At 32.4% G+C, this 15882-nt stretch carries 15 protein-coding genes; 8 read left to right on the top strand and 7 right to left on the bottom strand.

Annotated features, from left to right (window positions below; genetic code table 11):
- Positions 1-5 precede the first annotated feature (5 nt).
- From Q0828_RS07040 to tsaB, 4 genes are all read left to right on the top strand, one after another.
- Positions 6-1268, top strand: coding sequence for an ABC transporter permease (locus Q0828_RS07040; RefSeq protein ID WP_298418958.1), 1263 nt, complete (start codon positions 6-8; stop codon positions 1266-1268).
- 45 nt (positions 1269-1313) lie between these two features.
- Positions 1314-2480, top strand: a complete 1167-nt coding sequence (locus Q0828_RS07035; protein ID WP_298418956.1) for an efflux RND transporter periplasmic adaptor subunit — start codon at positions 1314-1316, stop codon at positions 2478-2480.
- A 27-nt stretch (positions 2481-2507) separates the two neighbouring features.
- Positions 2508-3836 (top strand): TolC family protein, encoded by a 1329-nt coding sequence (locus tag Q0828_RS07030; RefSeq protein WP_298418953.1) that lies wholly within the window; start codon positions 2508-2510, stop codon positions 3834-3836.
- 120 nt (positions 3837-3956) lie between these two features.
- Positions 3957-4634, top strand: a complete 678-nt coding sequence (tsaB, locus tag Q0828_RS07025) for a tRNA (adenosine(37)-N6)-threonylcarbamoyltransferase complex dimerization subunit type 1 TsaB (protein WP_298418950.1) — start codon at positions 3957-3959, stop codon at positions 4632-4634.
- Positions 4635-4692: 58 nt separating this feature from the next.
- On the opposite strand, the gene Q0828_RS07020 is transcribed toward tsaB, so the two are convergent.
- The 4 genes from Q0828_RS07020 to Q0828_RS07005 form a co-directional block, all read right to left on the bottom strand.
- Complete coding sequence (locus Q0828_RS07020) at positions 4693-5529, bottom strand: mechanosensitive ion channel domain-containing protein (protein WP_298418947.1); 837 nt, start codon at positions 5527-5529, stop codon at positions 4693-4695.
- 90 nt (positions 5530-5619) lie between these two features.
- A complete protein-coding gene (locus tag Q0828_RS07015) occupies positions 5620-5988 on the bottom strand; it encodes a DUF1304 domain-containing protein (protein WP_298418944.1) in 369 nt (122 codons plus the stop codon).
- 88 nt (positions 5989-6076) lie between these two features.
- Positions 6077-6277 carry a dodecin family protein gene (locus tag Q0828_RS07010; RefSeq protein ID WP_298418941.1) on the bottom strand — a complete coding sequence of 67 codons (201 nt, stop codon included), beginning with the start codon at positions 6275-6277 and terminating at the stop codon, positions 6077-6079.
- A gap of 78 nt (positions 6278-6355) precedes the next feature.
- Positions 6356-7261, bottom strand: coding sequence for a NifU family protein (locus Q0828_RS07005; RefSeq protein ID WP_298418938.1), 906 nt, complete (start codon positions 7259-7261; stop codon positions 6356-6358).
- Positions 7262-7697: 436 nt separating this feature from the next.
- Between Q0828_RS07005 and Q0828_RS07000 the strand changes: the two genes are divergently transcribed.
- Positions 7698-8702, top strand: coding sequence for a type IX secretion system membrane protein PorP/SprF (locus Q0828_RS07000; protein WP_298418936.1), 1005 nt, complete (start codon positions 7698-7700; stop codon positions 8700-8702).
- 278 nt (positions 8703-8980) lie between these two features.
- Here the strand turns inward: Q0828_RS07000 and Q0828_RS06995 are convergent, their stop codons facing one another.
- Positions 8981-10156 carry a VWA domain-containing protein gene (locus tag Q0828_RS06995; RefSeq protein WP_298418934.1) on the bottom strand — a complete coding sequence of 392 codons (1176 nt, stop codon included), beginning with the start codon at positions 10154-10156 and terminating at the stop codon, positions 8981-8983.
- 59 nt (positions 10157-10215) lie between these two features.
- On the bottom strand, positions 10216-11241 hold the full coding sequence (locus tag Q0828_RS06990; protein WP_298418932.1) for an SIMPL domain-containing protein: 1026 nt from the start codon (positions 11239-11241) through the stop codon (positions 10216-10218).
- Between the two features lie 213 nt (positions 11242-11454).
- Between Q0828_RS06990 and Q0828_RS06985 the strand changes: the two genes are divergently transcribed.
- From Q0828_RS06985 to Q0828_RS06975, 3 genes are all read left to right on the top strand, one after another.
- The gene (locus tag Q0828_RS06985; protein WP_298418930.1) at positions 11455-13671 is read left to right on the top strand and encodes a histidine kinase; all 2217 of its coding nucleotides are present in this window, start codon (positions 11455-11457) and stop codon (positions 13669-13671) included.
- Positions 13672-14403 carry a LytTR family DNA-binding domain-containing protein gene (locus tag Q0828_RS06980; RefSeq protein WP_298418927.1) on the top strand — a complete coding sequence of 244 codons (732 nt, stop codon included), beginning with the start codon at positions 13672-13674 and terminating at the stop codon, positions 14401-14403.
- A gap of 104 nt (positions 14404-14507) precedes the next feature.
- The gene (locus Q0828_RS06975) at positions 14508-15023 is read left to right on the top strand and encodes a gamma carbonic anhydrase family protein (protein WP_298418924.1); all 516 of its coding nucleotides are present in this window, start codon (positions 14508-14510) and stop codon (positions 15021-15023) included.
- On the opposite strand, the gene murI is transcribed toward Q0828_RS06975, so the two are convergent.
- Positions 15020-15799 carry a glutamate racemase gene (gene murI, locus Q0828_RS06970; RefSeq protein WP_298418921.1) on the bottom strand — a complete coding sequence of 260 codons (780 nt, stop codon included), beginning with the start codon at positions 15797-15799 and terminating at the stop codon, positions 15020-15022. The genes Q0828_RS06975 and murI overlap by 4 nt on opposite strands.
- Between the last annotated feature and the right edge of the window lie 83 nt (positions 15800-15882).

The following is a 15882-nucleotide window of genomic DNA, read 5'->3' as shown; positions in this document are numbered from 1 at the left end:
CACAGATGAAATTTATATTCACACGAGATACTTGGCAAGAAATATTCGGCGCAATTCGCAAAAACAAAATGCGAACGGCAATTACGATCATTGGTGTATTCTGGGGAATCTTACTCTTCATTGTACTTCAAGGAGCTGCAAAAGGAATGGAAAATGGATTTGACAATGCCTTTAAAGGCATGGCAACCAACAGTATATTTCTTTGGGGACAACAAACGGGAATGCCACATGGTGGATTCAATAGAAATAGAAGTATTCGATTAGAATTAAGTGATACGGACAGAATTGCAAATCAAATTGAAGGAGTCGATTTTGTTGCACCACGTAATGCAAGAGGTGTTTTTGGAGGAGCGGCACCATTAGTTGTTAATGATACAAAATCAGGAAGCTATAAAGTTTTTGGAGATTATCCAATTATAGATAAAATTGCGAGAAAGAAAATAAGAAAGGGACGTTTTCTAAACCAGAAAGACATTGATGAAAATCGAAAAATATGTGTGATAGGAGAACGTGTTCTAACAGAACTATTCGACAAAGATGAAGACCCAATAGGACAATACATAAAAATTAGTAACGTATACTTTCAAGTAGTTGGAGTTTACAAAGAAAATACTACGGACTTCTTTGAAGGTGATGATTCCGTTTTTATTCCATTTACAACATTCAAAAAAGTATACAATTCAGGAAATCGTATCAGTTGGATGGTGATTGCTGGTTATCCAGATGAAGACATTGTACAAGTAGAAACAAAAGTAAAAGCATTGCTAAAAAGAAGATACTCTGTACATCCTGATGATGAGCGAGCATTTGGTTCAGCCAACTTTGGAGAAATGTTTGGGAAAATCACAGGATTTGTAAAAGGATTAAAATTTACAGCACTTGTAGTAGGTATAGCAACCATATTAGCAGGAGTTATTGCCATTGGAAATATCTTACTTATTACAGTAAAAGAACGAACCAAAGAAATTGGAATTCGTAGGGCTTTGGGAGCAACACCAGGAGAAATTCGTGGTCAAATCATATTAGAATCTGTCTTTTTAACTTTATTAGCAGGAACTTTAGGAATCACTACAGGAGGTGTTTCTTTAAGACTTATTAATTCAATTACACAAAATTTAGACGATTTTCCATTTCTAAATCCAACGGTAAGTATACAATACATAGGAATGGCATTGCTAATAATGATAACACTAGGCTCACTTATTGGGCTTATACCAGCACAACGTGCAGTTAGTGTCAGACCTATTGAAGCATTAAGAGAAGAATAACCATAACATCAGTCAATATCAAATTATAATTTAAGAACCAAAAAAATGAAAAAATTTTTATTAATACTATTCCTATTCATATTTGTTGTAGCAATAGTTGCCGCTGCAGGTTACTTTATTTCATCAAACGAAACAAGTGTTGAAGTATTCGAAACAGAGAAACCGTTTAGAACTTCAATTGTTAGAAAAACAGTAGCTGCTGGAACAGTAATTCCAGAAGACGAAGTAGAAATTAAACCTCAGATTTCTGGAATCATTGAAAAAATGTATGTAGAAGAAGGTGATAAAATCCAAACTGGTGATTTAATTGCTAGAATCAAAGTAGTGCCAAATGAACAATCATTGAATAGTGCAAAAAATGGAATCAAAAACCTACAAATTGTACTAGATAACTCAAAGATTATTTTTGATAGAAATAAAACACTTTTTGATAAAGGCATCATTTCTTCACAAGAATTTGAAAATGCACAGCTGTCATATAACCAAGCAAAACAAAACCTAAGAAATGCGCAAAGTGATTTGCAAATTATCAAAAAAGGTTCTGTAGGAGGTTCATCAGCCAATACTAATATTAGAGCGACTGTTTCTGGTACAATTTTGGTAATTCCTGTAAAAGAAGGAGATCAAGTAATTGAAAGTAACACGTTCAATGCAGGAACAAGTATTGCAACGATTGCCGATCTTGGAAAAATGATTTTCGAAGGAAAAGTTGATGAAGCGGAAGTTGGAAAACTAAAACCTAACTCTGAACTAAAAGTGAGTTTAGGAGCTATTGAAGACAAAGAATTTGATGCAAAACTTACATTTGTAGCGCCAAAAGGTGTAGAAGAAAGTGGAGCAGTTCAATTTAAAATAAAAGCAGATGTTGCACTAGATGATGACTTTTTTATCAGAGCAGGATACAGTGCAAATGCTTCAATTGAATTAGAAAAAAAGGAAAATGTATTAGTAATAGACGAAGCGTTATTGCGCTTTGATGCTAGAAACGATGACAAGCCATATGTAGAAATCAAAACTGGTGGTGACCAAGAGTTTGAAAGAAAATACATAGAGCTTGGAATCTCTGATGGAAAAAACATCGAAATTCTTTCAGGAATTGAAGAAGGAGATGAAATAAAAGTTTGGAACGTAAAAGCTGTCAAAAAAGAAGAAGCTGAAGCGACTGAAGGCGAAGAAAATGATGATAGCGAAGAAGACGAATCAAATGATTAACAAAAAAATACATTAACAGAAACAAGCATGAAAAAAGTTTTAATATATATATTACTAATCACAGGTTCTATTACTGCGGTAAACGCGCAAAAGAAATGGACCTTAAAAGAGTGTGTTGATTACGCATTAGAAAATAATATTGCGATAAAGCAAGCGCAATTAAATAGACAAGATGCTGAGTTGAACAAGAGTGATGCAAAAGGAGCATTTTTACCTACATTAAGTGCATCTGCTTCGCATTCGTGGAATATTGGTTTGAACCCAAACCCAGTAACAGGTCAAAACGTTACGGCAACTACGCAAAGTTCTAGTGGAGGATTAAATGCAAACATTACTATATATAATGGATTGCAAAATATAAATCGTTTACACAGGGCAAATCTTGCATTGTTGGCAAATCAATATCAAATAGATGATATCAAAGACAATACTTCATTACAAGTAGTACAAGCGTTTTTACAAGTTCTTTTCAATAAAGAATTCTTAAAAGTAAATCAAGCTCAGTATGATGTAACACAAGAACAATTAAATCGTACCAAAGAATTAGTAAAAGAAGGTGTTGTAGCTAGAGGTGATTTATTGGAAATTGAAGCAACTGCGGCAACGCAAGAACAGCAAATAATCAATGCTGAAAATGCGTTACGCTTCTCTAAAATTTCTTTAGCACAATTATTATTAATTACAGATTACGAAAACTTTGATATTGCTGATGGTGATTATATGGTTCCTGCAACAACAATCATGAATAACACGCCAAAGCAAATTTATGAGAAGTCATTAGATGTTAGAAATGATGTGAAAATTGCACAATCAAATATTGAATTGGCAGAATATGATTTAAAGATTGCAAAAGGAGCTAGGTATCCAAGCCTTTCAGGTTTCTACGGATTCAATACAAGATATTTCCAAACGGAATTATTTAGTCCAGCACCATTCTTTGATCAGGTCTCTGATAACAAAGGTCACTCATTCGGATTGAGTTTAAACATTCCAATCTTAAATGGATTTAGAACACGAAACAATATAAGACGAAACATTGTTAATATTGAAAGAACTAAATTCAATTTAGAACAAACAAAAATCAATTTAGAATCTACAGTAAACCAAGCGTACAATGATGCAAAAGGTGCTTTAAAAGCATATGAAGCTTCGGAGAAAACGTTAACATCACGTAGAGAAGCACACAGAAACTCAACAGAACGTTTTAGTGAAGGAATGATGAATTCATTTGACTTTAGTCAATCACAACAGCGTTTAGAGTCTGCAGAATCTGACGTGGTTAGAACTAAATTTGACTATATCTTTAGATTAAAAATCTTAGAATTCTACTTTGGACTTCCATTGACGAATCTATAAAAGAGATTACATAATACACACAAAAGCATCAACACTTTCAAAAGGTTGATGCTTTTTTTAGTTTAAGGCTTGTTATACGAAACAATACACTTTACTTTTGTATAAAATACTTGAAATTACATGGCATTACGATTGTATATAGAAACAGCAACAACAAACTGTTCGGTTTGTATTGCGGATGATGAAGAAATTTTATATTTCAAGGAAGAAAATGATAAAAACTATTCACATTCAGAAAAGTTACATGTATTCATTAAAGAAGCGTGTGAGACAGCGAAAATAACACCAAATGACTTAGATGCTGTTGTTGTTGGAAAAGGGCCAGGATCGTATACTGGATTGCGTATTGGTGTTTCTACGGCAAAAGGATTGTGTTTTGCATCAGATATATCATTGATTGCGATTGAAACGCTTGACATCTTAGCACAATCAATCAACATTACAGAAGGTGTCATCATCTCATTACTTGATGCACGCCGAATGGAAGTATATGCAGCAGTGTTTAATACGTCATATGAGCAAGTGAGAGAAACGAAAGCAGAAATCATTGCAGAAGATTCGTTTGCAGCGTATTTAGCGCAGGGAAAAGTTTATTTTGTTGGAAATGGTGCTGAAAAATGCAAAGACGTTATTACACATGAAAATGCGGTTTTCTTTGATGAAATATATTTCCCATCTGCCAAACACATGATTTCACTTGGAATAGATAAACATCATAAAAACGAAACTGAAGATGTGGCTTACTTTGAACCGTATTACTTGAAAGATTTTGTAGTTACAAAACCAAAAAAGAAATAAAAAAAGCCTGAAACTAGTACGTTTCAGGCTTTTTCTTGACTTATATAATTCAAAAAGATTACTCTTTTTTCTGTATTTCAACAGCATGTGGGTAAGGAATTTCAATTCCAGCTTTGTCTAGTGCAATTTTAGTATTCTCCAAAACATCAAAATATACATCCCAATAATCTGCAACATTTGCCCAAGGACGTACAGCAAAATTCACAGAGCTATCTGCTAATTCAGATACGTTAACCGTAGGAGCAGGATCTTTTAAAACTTTAGGATGTGAAGTTAAAACGTCCATCAAAACATCTTTAGTTTGTTTAATATCTGCGTCGTATGAAACACCAATTACGTGGTCAACTCTTAATTTTCCTTCAGCAGAATAATTAACAATATTACCATTAGAAACGGCACCGTTTGGTAAAATGGCTAATTTATTTGTTGGTGTGTTTAAGTGCGTTGTGAAAATTTGAATTTCTTTTACAACACCAAGAACACCTTGTGCTTCAATAAGATCTCCAATTTTATAAGGTTTAAAAATCATAATTAAAACACCACCCGCAAAGTTTGATAACGAACCTTGTAAAGCAAGTCCAATTGCTAAACCAGCGGCACCAATAACAGCAGCAAACGAAGTAGTTTCTACACCTAATTTAGATGCTACAACCACAAATAATAAAATTTTGAGTGTCCAACTCAACAAGTTGCCTAAGAACTTTTGTAAAGTAGCATCAATTCCTCGTTTCTTCATGATGCGCTTTGCCAATCGTACAATCATGTTGATGACAAATAGTCCAACAATTAAAATAACCAAAGCAGCTACTATTTTTGGAGCGTAATCAATTACAATGTCTTTTAATTGTGTAATCCAGTCTTTTTCCGTGACTACTTCTGTAGCATTAATTTGCATAATTTTTTAGATTTTTAATTTTAAACAAAAATAGAGAATCAAATCATTGTTGAATGAAATAAAAATGTGAAAATATATAGTTTCTGTAAACTACATAAAAAATCGATTAATTAACAACGCAGCAAGTGTTATAAATGCAGGTGTTCCTTGAACAATTAAAATACGATTACTTTTTGTAGAATATGCGCCGTACAAGGCTGCAACGCATACACAAATAATAAAAAATAGACTTACAGAAAGGTCACCTGTATATAAAGACCAAAACAAGCCAGCGGCCAAAAAGCCATTGTACAACCCTTGATTTGCAGCAAGTGTTTTGGTTTCTTCGGCAAACTCTTTCGATTTCAATCCGAATGTTTTCATGCCTTTTGGTTGTGTCCATAAAAACATTTCTATATATAAAATGTAAACGTGTTCTATCGCGACAAGCGCAATTAAAATGGTTAGTAAGATTTTCATATGTGGAAGGTATGAAAAAACTATAAGTATAAAAAAAAGCATTGCCAAATACTGACAACGCTTTTCTATATGATAGGCTAAAAATGTTTTATTTTACTTCAAAGGTAAGTTTTAGATTTACTCTGTATTCAACAACAGCGCCATCTTGAACAATAGCACTTTGATCTTGTACATATACAGATCTAATATTTTTTACCGACTTAGATGCTTGTTTCACAGCTTTTGCTGTTGCATCTTCCCAACTTTTCTTTGAGTTCGACAGAACTTCAATTACTTTCAATATTGCCATAATACCGTTATTTAAAGGTTACATAATAATTTAGTTCTCTAAAACTACGGTAATTCTTTCAATAATAAAAGTTGGAATTTAGCCATTAATAGCAACTACTTCGTTTACATGACCTTTTAATAGATTTTTTAAAGTGTTTTCAATACCACTTTTTAAAGTCATTGTTGATGATGGGCATCCACTACAAGCGCCTTGTAATACCACCTTTACAACTTTAGAATTTGGATCATATGAATCAAACATAATATTTCCACCGTCACTTGCTACAGCAGGCTTGATATATTCTTCTAAAATATTTACAATTTCTTTAGAAATATCATCCAAAGCTTCAAAACTTTCTTCAGACAATTCAATCTGTTCTTTCTGTTCAGCAGGAATATCTTTTGAAACTACTTCTTTTCCTTCTTGAATATAATTACGAATGAATTCGCGAATTTCCATCACAATATCATTCCATTCTACCATATCATATTTAGTGATAGAAATGTAGTTTTTATCAAGAAAAATCTCTTTAACAAATGGAAAATGAAATAATGATTGCGCTAACGGTGCATATTTTGTGTCGTCAATGCTTTTAAACTCTAACATGCGATCAATAATTTTCTTATTGGCAACAAACTTCATTACTGTTGGGTTTGGTGTACTTTCAGCATATACGGTAACCGGAACAACTTTTTTAGGAGTTGCGGATTCACTGATTACTTCTTTTCCTTCATTAATGTATGTTTCAATCTGTTCGGCAACTTCAGTTTGTACATCTTCCCAGGTTACAATGTTGTAACGTTCAATAGCAATAAAATTTCCAGAAATAAAGATTGTTTTTACAAATGGAAGATAAAATAATTGTTGTGCTAGGGGAGAATCTTTTGCGTCATCTATATTTTTAAACTCATAACTGCTGTGTCTTGTTAAAAACGTGCTTGCTTCAAACTTTATAATTGCAGGATTACTTGTTTTCTCTATACGTATTGTAATACCACTCATGGGTTTTTATTTTTTTACAAAAGTAACCATAATCGTTGTATTGTGTAACTCTATGAAAGGAATTTATGCAGGTTTAGGGCTAACTTTAAAATAATTTTATTTTTTATGTTAAAATAATTAAGAAATAAATGCGTTTTTAATAAATTGACGCCTGAAAATTGCGAGTTAAAGAAAATCGTTTTGTTAAAATGAGATTCTTAGTGCCAACATTGAGTAATAAATTGAGATAAGAATTACATTCTTATCAAATAATTTATATATTTGACCAAATGTGTAACATTTTACAATGTGAAAAACACCTATTTCAAGGTAGTATTGCATACAACTAATTGAAACACAATATTTAAAGGCCTCGTTATCAAATAATAAGTTGCATTAAGCGTTCGATATAATAAAGAAATATCGGCCACTTTTTTACACAAAAAGATAAACACTAATGAATTTTAAAAAATACTTAGCTATTGTTGCCATCGCATTCGGAATGCAATGTTCGTTTTCTCAAGATGGAATTCCTGTTTATTCAGATTACCTTTCGGATAATTTATATTTAATTCATCCTTCGATGGCCGGAGCTTCTTCAGCTGCTAAATTGAGATTAACAGCAAGACAACAATGGTTTGACGTTGAAGACGCACCTTCTTTGCAAACATTGAGTTTCAACACCAGAGTTGGAGATAAAGTAGGATTTGGAGCTATTGTATATAACGATGCAAATGGTAATTTTTCACAACAAGGAGCATATTTAACTTTTGCATACCATTTACTACTATCGAGAAACAGAGTTGATTTAAATCAATTGTCTTTTGGAATTAGTACAGGATTTACACAAGGAACATTAGATGAAACAGGTTTTGATATTATAAATAATCCTGATCCAATAATTTCTGGAACTCAGCAAAACGCTACGTATTTCAATGTAGATTTTGGGGCATCATACTATTTCCTTGACTTTTATGCGCATTTAACAATCAAAAATGCATTGCCAACAAAAAGAGATTTATTCTCTGAGCAATTTGAATCACAAAACCAACGTCGTTATTTAGCATCTACAGGATATGTATTTGGCGGATATGATAGCGATTGGAAATATGAGCCTTCAGTAATGTTTCAATATACAGATGAAACACAAGAATCATCTATTGATGCAAACATGAAAGTTTATAAAGATGTAGACTTTGGAACTATTTGGGGAGGTTTGTCATACAGAAGAAGTTTAGATGGAGCTGAATTTGTAAACGGAACACAAGTAGACAATCAAAAATTACAATACATTACGCCATTTGTTGGTGTAAATTATAAGAAGTTTATGTTTGCATATACGTATTCATACCAAGCAAACTCTTTAGTATTATCTAATGGAGGTTTCCACCAGATTACTTTAGGATATGACTTCGGAGACAGAAGAGATCCTTACGATTGTAACTGTCCAGCAATTAACTAAGACACATACAAAATAATATATTAAAGGCTTGCAAGTTATTGCAAGCCTTTTTATTTTGAGTGTACTTTATAGTTTTTAGCTAATCTAGCTTCTAAAAGCACAGTGATCTAATATCTGATTATTGTATTCTGTTCTAAGTAATAAACATCTTTGTCAATTTGGTAACAAAAAAAAGTTCGATAATAATTACCGAACTTTTAGATGTCATTTTTAAATATACCTGCCTATATTCTATCAGCAAATCGATCTTGGATCTAACAGTGTAAGTAATCTAAAAACTACCAAACATATCCTTTACGGGCAGCCTGTGTTTTAATAGCTTTAATCATTGCACTTTCTAAATCAGATTTCTTAGGATCTCCTTTTTTAGAATCAACAATATAAGATTTACGCTTTGTGTCTAACTCACGAATTTTAAGCTGAATTTCTTTTCTGCTATCACGTTGCTTTTTTACATACGCTGCAATTTCTTCTTTGGACTTATTTTTCAATTCTTTTGGTAATTCGTCTTTTGTCAATTCTTCAATTTTCACTTCATTATTTTCAACTGCATCTACCAAATCCCAAGATGAATTTTTATACAAAGATGAACTTTTAGAAACGGCACGTTCCACTGCGATTTCTTCATCTACCGAAATTGCATTTGCATCCTGTGTAGATTGTCTAATTGTATTTAAATATCCTTTTTTACCATAACCAATATATGTGTTGTTCAATTGTGTATTGTACTCCATAATCTTCTTATCATAAGGTGTTTGTACATGTACAATACTTTTTGTGTGTGCAATAGTCATATAATCACCTTTGCCTAACATAGCGCCATCTTTCCACATTCCAGAAATTCCTTGTTCGTATGCACCGCAAAAAATAGTATTTACGACAACATCTTTTTCAAGCGCATTGGTAATGGCATTTTTATAATTAACGGTTCCTTGTGTGAAAGGTTCGTTTCCGGCAATAAAAAGTAGTTTCAAATCTTTATTATTATTTCCCCAATCTAGTTGATCCATTGAAGTTTGAATTACATGTCCGCAAAACTCACTTCCGCCACGTGTAGTGAGTGAAAATAATTTTTCAGATATTTCGTCCAAATCACTGCTAAATGCTAATACTTGTCGTATATGTCCTTCTGAAGAAGGCAAATTGTCATTTCCGTATTCATACAAAGCAATTTCCAAATTAGGTTTTTCATTATCACACTTTGCGTACGACAATTCATTTACAATTTCCCATAATTGTGCTTTTGCTTGATGAATTAAACCATCCATGCTATTGCTAGTGTCTAATAGCAAAGCAACTTTAATTGTATTTTTAGTTCTGTTTTCTAAAACTGTTGTTTCAATAACCGTTTTTGTAGCTGCATCTTCTAATAACGCAGTGTCTTTTTTTGAATTTCCTTTGCACGACATCGTTAGTAGCAATGTACTTACAAGGAGTACGTTTAATTTTTTCATTTGTTATTCGTTTTTAATTTTTAATTCAAATCTGGTTAAAACAGTGGCGGTTGTGCTTATTAATTATTTGTGTTTAATTGTTTAACGTCAATCTTTCCGTCTGGAGAAATCACATAATATTTATGTTCAGTTTTGATCTCTGTTTTAGGAGCTGGTTTTTGCTCTTTTGGTTTTGGTGAATACACCAACTTTATTTGCATTCCAACTTGTACAACAGGTTCCAAAATAGCAGGATTCATTACAATATCATAGTTCTCGTATGAAACAGGTTGATAGTAATACGAAGTCTGTTTCTTGGCTTTAGTAACACCTTTCTTTTTCTTTAAAGCTTCAAAAGAAATGCTATTGAATGCTTGGTAGCTTTTGTAAAAATCTTTTGGGAAATAACAATATTTGTCGTCTGCCATTATTGCATTATAATTGGCAAGATCAAAACCTAATATCTTGTAATATTCCTTTTTCTCTTGAATCAATTTTATCAATGCATCTTGCAACTTTTTATATACTTCTTTAATATTTTCAATGAAATAATCAACTTTCACCAAATTGTAAATCTCATTAGAAGCACAAGTAGCTAGTATCTTTTCAAATTGTTGCGTGTTTTTAAATTGGATATGAATGTTTTGTTGTAATTCAAAACCTTTTGGAACTTCATTGTACTTTTTACTAAACAGCTTTTTAGTCACTTCAATTTCATACACAGGAACAAAAGAAATCACGTCAATAGCAATGTCAGTTTCTTTAATACCAATCGTTAATAATTCTTTTTTAATATTTGAAATGCGTTCATTCATCAACGTGCTTGCTCCATCAGCAGAAGGACCAATTTGTGCTACATTAAAAATTGCAGTATATGAACTTGCTTTGGCATTAAAAAGAGCATGAACATCTAGCGTAATTGCTGAGGTTGGATTTACATTTCTTCTAGGGTTTGAAGTTTGCGGACCATGAACTTGTGCATTTCCATACGCAGATGAAAGTACATTTTGCCTGGAAATTTGAGCATTCTTATCATAATTTCCTTTATGTTGCGCAACTATAAACTGCGTAAGAAGTAAACAGAGAACTAAACTTATTTTTTTCATGATGATTTTTAAATTTGAGCTAAAATACTGGCAACAAAACCCGAAAAAAATAAGGAATGAGTTAACAAGTAATTTGAATGAGTGTAATTGATACATTGCTGAGAGAAGTATCATAAAATACAAGAAAAAATAAGCGAATTCAATGCTTTTGCAGAGTTTACATTTTAGTATATCACTGAAAGTACGTATGTTTATCATTCTTAAGCGTAAAAAATGAAGCAACTCACGTACATATTTTTAATTGTATGCCTTTTTTCATTTCAGAATTTTTCAGCACAAAACAATTCTGATATAAAAAAAGAAAGAAGCAATACTGTTTTTACGGTAAAAGGAGAAGTTGTTGGAGAAGCCAAAAGAACACCAATACCGAATGCAACTATTCGTATTATTGGAGGTGAAGAAACGAAAACCAATAAATATGGTCATTTCTCTATACGAACAAAAATGGGCGATCAATTAATTATAGAGCATCCTAGTTTTGGAAGAGAATATCATGTAATAAACAGTGATGAGCGTATTGAAGTTGTCGTTGAAGGCTATGAGGAAGAATTAAAAAGAAAAAAGTTCAAACGTAGAGAGAATGCTGTGTCTCATCGTGTATTGTTGGATTCTGCGGTCATGTTCAAGAAAAAAGATATTGACAAAAGTATTCAGTATGTTGAAAAATCTTTAGAGAATATATATGATAGTACTGACGATAAGAAACTATCAGATTCTTATGCAGTTTTAGGAGATATTTATGTCTATTGGAAACAATATGATTTGGCAATTAGTAATTACAGAATTGCTTTAAAAACCTATAGTACAACGCGTTTGTGGATTGCAATTGGAACCACTCAATTATATAATAAAGAATATGACGAAGCTATTATTTCGTTTGAAACTATTTTGCGTAACAACTTGTCTCGTTATCAACAAACAATTGTATATGAAGGTTTGGGTGATGCACACAAAGCACTGAAACAATATAAGAAGGCATTAGATAACTACAATAAAGGCTTAGCAATAGCACAAAAAGACTTAATTACGCCAAAAATTACAGATTTAAACTCTAAAATTGCTGAAAATTACGCTGCACAAGGTGATGTGAAAAAAGCAGATAATTTGTTTTCAAATTCTTTAGATTTAGCATTAAAGCAGAATGAAGGAAGAGCAATTGTAGAACAAAATAGAGTAGCGGATTTTTACAACTCAACAAATTCTTTTGATAAAGAAATAGAACTGCGTAAGCAAAACTTAGTAGATTTAGAGAGATCGGGATTTGAAAATAAAACACTTTCTGGATTTATAGCAGATTCTACCGCAATTACATCTCAAAAAATTAATTATAAAATTGGAAATGCTTTCTTGTTACAAGAAAAATATGATGAAGCGATTCCATATTTTGAGAAAAGTATTTCTGAAGCAGGGAAGAAGGAAGATTTAATCATCAAAAAAGATGCTACGCGAAAATTATCGGAAAGTTTAGAAAATATCGGTGATTTTGATCAAGCCAAAAAAGTATTTGAAGACTATGTAGAAGTTGTAAATGAATTGGTATTGCGTAGAGAACAAGAAATTTCTCAAGCAAGTCGATTTGCAAAACGAATTCAGGACAATCAATTACGAATTCGAAGTTTAGAAGCCGATCGTGAATTGCGTGAAGCACGATTTGACAATAATCTCATTGAGCAAGAACTCACAGAAAAAACGAATAAAAGTCAGAAGTACACTATTTACTCACTAATTTTTGCAATATCATTGCTCATTTTTACTATTTATTTACTTTACAGAAATAGCAAACAACAGAAATTAGCCAATAATTTATTAGCGTTAAAATCATTACGAACGCAAATGAATCCACATTTTATCTTCAATGCGTTGAATTCTGTAAATAATTATATAGCGATCAATGACGAACGAAATGCGAATCGATATTTATCTGAGTTTTCTACTTTAATGCGAACCGTTTTAGAAAATTCGGACGAAGATTTTATTCCACTTGCCAAAGAATTAGAGCTATTAGAATTGTATGTGAGATTAGAGCATATGCGCTTTCAAGATAAATTTGAATATACCATAACTGTTGATGAAACAGTAAAAGTGTCAAACTTTCAAATTCCACCAATGTTGCTGCAACCTTACATTGAAAATGCTATTTGGCATGGGTTGCGTTACAAAGAGGAAAAAGGGATGTTGAACATCTCTATCACCAAAAAAGACAATGAAATGCTTCAAATTACGATTGAAGATAATGGAATAGGAAGGAAGCGTTCTATGGAACTCAAAACGAAAAATCAATTACGCCAAAAGTCAAAAGGAATGGGGAATATTAAAAAACGTATTGCCATTTTAAATGATATGTATAAAGATAAAGTAGATGTTGCTATCTCTGACTTATTAGAAGATGGGCAAGGAACCAAAGTAATATTAACACTCAAAAAAGACTAAATGCAACTCCAAACAATTATTGTTGAAGACGAAGAAATCAGTAGAGAAATCCTGAAAAAATATGTTGGAAAGTATTGTCCAAATGTTCATATTGTAGGAGAAGCATCCAACATTGAAGATGCTTTGGTATTGATTCGAAACCACGAGTTAGATTTGGTTTTCTTAGATGTGGAAATGCCTTTTGGAAATGCTTTTGATTTGTTGGAAAAAGTAGGCGATCGTTCGTTTGAAACTATATTTGTAACCGCATACGATCATTATGCAATAGAAGCTTTGAACAGCCATGCTTCATATTACCTGTTAAAGCCGATTTCTATTGATGAATTGATCAAAGCGGTAGATCATGTAGTATCAATAAAAACGAAAGAAAATAGTTTGTCAGATGCTGTGCTTTCTCCAAAAATTGAAACGATTAATGGTAAAATCACAATTCCGCAACAAGATGGTTTTGAAGTGTTAAATGTTGCCGAAATAGTGTATTGCAAAGCTGATGATAATTACACGGAGATCTACATTAACGATTCAAAAATTGTCGTAAGTAAAACATTAAAATATTTTGAAGAAACATTAAGTCAATATCCTTTTGCTCGTGTACATAAATCGTATTTAGTAAATGTAAATGAGGTTGTGAAATATAAAAAAGGAAAAGGAGGAAGTGTGGTGCTATCTAACGGAAAAGAAGTAATGGTTTCTTCTACTAAAAAAGCAAACCTATTATCATATTTTAAGTAAAATATGAAGTTGAAAATCGAAATCTTTTTTTGATAATAGATAAATCAGTTCACAAACGATAAGTAAAGAAACATCTTACTCAAAACCTTAACACCTGAAAAACCATGATCATAAAACCTGTAAACGGAAAACATCCACAAATTGGAGACGATTGTTTCATTGCTGAAAACGCTACCATTGTCGGCGAAGTAACTATGGGGAGCCAATGTAGTGTTTGGTTCAATGCGGTTTTGCGTGGCGATGTTCATTTTATTAAAATGGGCGATAAGGTAAATGTGCAGGATGGTGCTGTCATTCATGCTACGTATCAAAAATCACCAACAACTATTGGAAATAATGTTTCTATTGGTCACAATGCCATTGTGCATGGTTGTACCATCCATGATAATGTGTTGATTGGAATGGGAAGTATTGTGATGGATGATTGTATTGTGGAAAGTAATAGTATTATTGCTGCAGGCGCTGTAGTTACTAAAAATACACATGTAGCATCAGGAAGTATTTATGCAGGTGTTCCTGCAAAAAAGGTAAAAGATATTAGTAAAGAACTCATTTCTGGAGAAATCAATCGTATCGCGGATAATTATGTAACGTATTCTGGTTGGTTTAAAGAAGACTAGAACTGTAGTTTCGTTGCTAAAAATTCATTAGCAATCAAATCATTTAAAATTTCAGGATTTCCATTACTGTAAAATGTACAGGTGCTTTCTTTTTGTGAAGTAGTAAGTAAACTATGTTGTGCTAAAATTGCTTTGGTTTGTCGGGCAACCGCAATTCCTGAATCTATAATTTTTAGATGTTTCGGTAATAACGTTTTTAGTTTTGGAATCAAATAGGGATAATGACTGCAACCTAATACCAAATAATCAATATTTGCATCAAGCATAGGTTTTAGATATTTTTGTAGTAGTTTGTCCATTTCTGGAGATTCAATACGTCCGTTTTCAATGAGTGGAACTAATCCTTCGCCAACTTGTTCAATTATTTTCACGCCATTTGCATACAAATCAGACGTTTTGTGAAACAATTCGCTTGATAAGGTTCCTTTTGTTGCCAAAATGCCAATCGTGTTGGATTTCGTCTGTAATGCAGCTGGTTTAATGGCAGGTTCAATTCCTATAAACGGAATGTCGTAAGTTTCCCGAAGTTGTTGTATAGAATTTGTGGTAGCTGTGTTACAAGCAACCACAATGATTTTGCAATTTTTTGATAATAGAAATTCTACATTCTTGATGCTTAACTCCGTGATTTTTTCTTTTCCTTTTGGTCCATACGGAGCGTTTTGGCTGTCGGCCAAATAGATGGTGTTCTCATGTGGTAGTAGCTTGTGAATTTCTTTCCAAATAGATGTGCCACCAACACCAGAATCAAATATGCCAATTGGGGAATTACTCATAAGTGTAAAAATAAGCAAAAAAAATAGCGTTTGTGTATCATTTGAAAGTAGAATTTATATAAGAATGTTAATCCTGCAAAATG

It is taken from the genome of uncultured Kordia sp. (genome assembly GCF_947496985.1).
Taxonomy (GTDB): Bacteria; Bacteroidota; Bacteroidia; order Flavobacteriales; family Flavobacteriaceae; genus Kordia.
Note: the sequence above shows the minus strand (reverse complement) of the source record. Positions and strands in the feature narration are given on the sequence as shown.

Coding starts and splice junctions, on each gene's coding strand:
- Q0828_RS07040 (WP_298418958.1), top strand. CDS start 6: ATGAAATTTATATTCACACGAGATACTTGGCAAGAAATATTCGGCGCA.
- Q0828_RS07035 (WP_298418956.1), top strand. CDS start 1,314: ATGAAAAAATTTTTATTAATACTATTCCTATTCATATTTGTTGTAGCA.
- Q0828_RS07030 (WP_298418953.1), top strand. CDS start 2,508: ATGAAAAAAGTTTTAATATATATATTACTAATCACAGGTTCTATTACT.
- tsaB (WP_298418950.1), top strand. CDS start 3,957: ATGGCATTACGATTGTATATAGAAACAGCAACAACAAACTGTTCGGTT.
- Q0828_RS07020 (WP_298418947.1), bottom strand. CDS start 5,529: ATGCAAATTAATGCTACAGAAGTAGTCACGGAAAAAGACTGGATTACA.
- Q0828_RS07015 (WP_298418944.1), bottom strand. CDS start 5,988: ATGAAAATCTTACTAACCATTTTAATTGCGCTTGTCGCGATAGAACAC.
- Q0828_RS07010 (WP_298418941.1), bottom strand. CDS start 6,277: ATGGCAATATTGAAAGTAATTGAAGTTCTGTCGAACTCAAAGAAAAGT.
- Q0828_RS07005 (WP_298418938.1), bottom strand. CDS start 7,261: ATGAGTGGTATTACAATACGTATAGAGAAAACAAGTAATCCTGCAATT.
- Q0828_RS07000 (WP_298418936.1), top strand. CDS start 7,698: ATGAATTTTAAAAAATACTTAGCTATTGTTGCCATCGCATTCGGAATG.
- Q0828_RS06995 (WP_298418934.1), bottom strand. CDS start 10,156: ATGAAAAAATTAAACGTACTCCTTGTAAGTACATTGCTACTAACGATG.
- Q0828_RS06990 (WP_298418932.1), bottom strand. CDS start 11,241: ATGAAAAAAATAAGTTTAGTTCTCTGTTTACTTCTTACGCAGTTTATA.
- Q0828_RS06985 (WP_298418930.1), top strand. CDS start 11,455: ATGAAGCAACTCACGTACATATTTTTAATTGTATGCCTTTTTTCATTT.
- Q0828_RS06980 (WP_298418927.1), top strand. CDS start 13,672: ATGCAACTCCAAACAATTATTGTTGAAGACGAAGAAATCAGTAGAGAA.
- Q0828_RS06975 (WP_298418924.1), top strand. CDS start 14,508: ATGATCATAAAACCTGTAAACGGAAAACATCCACAAATTGGAGACGAT.
- murI (WP_298418921.1), bottom strand. CDS start 15,799: ATGAGTAATTCCCCAATTGGCATATTTGATTCTGGTGTTGGTGGCACA.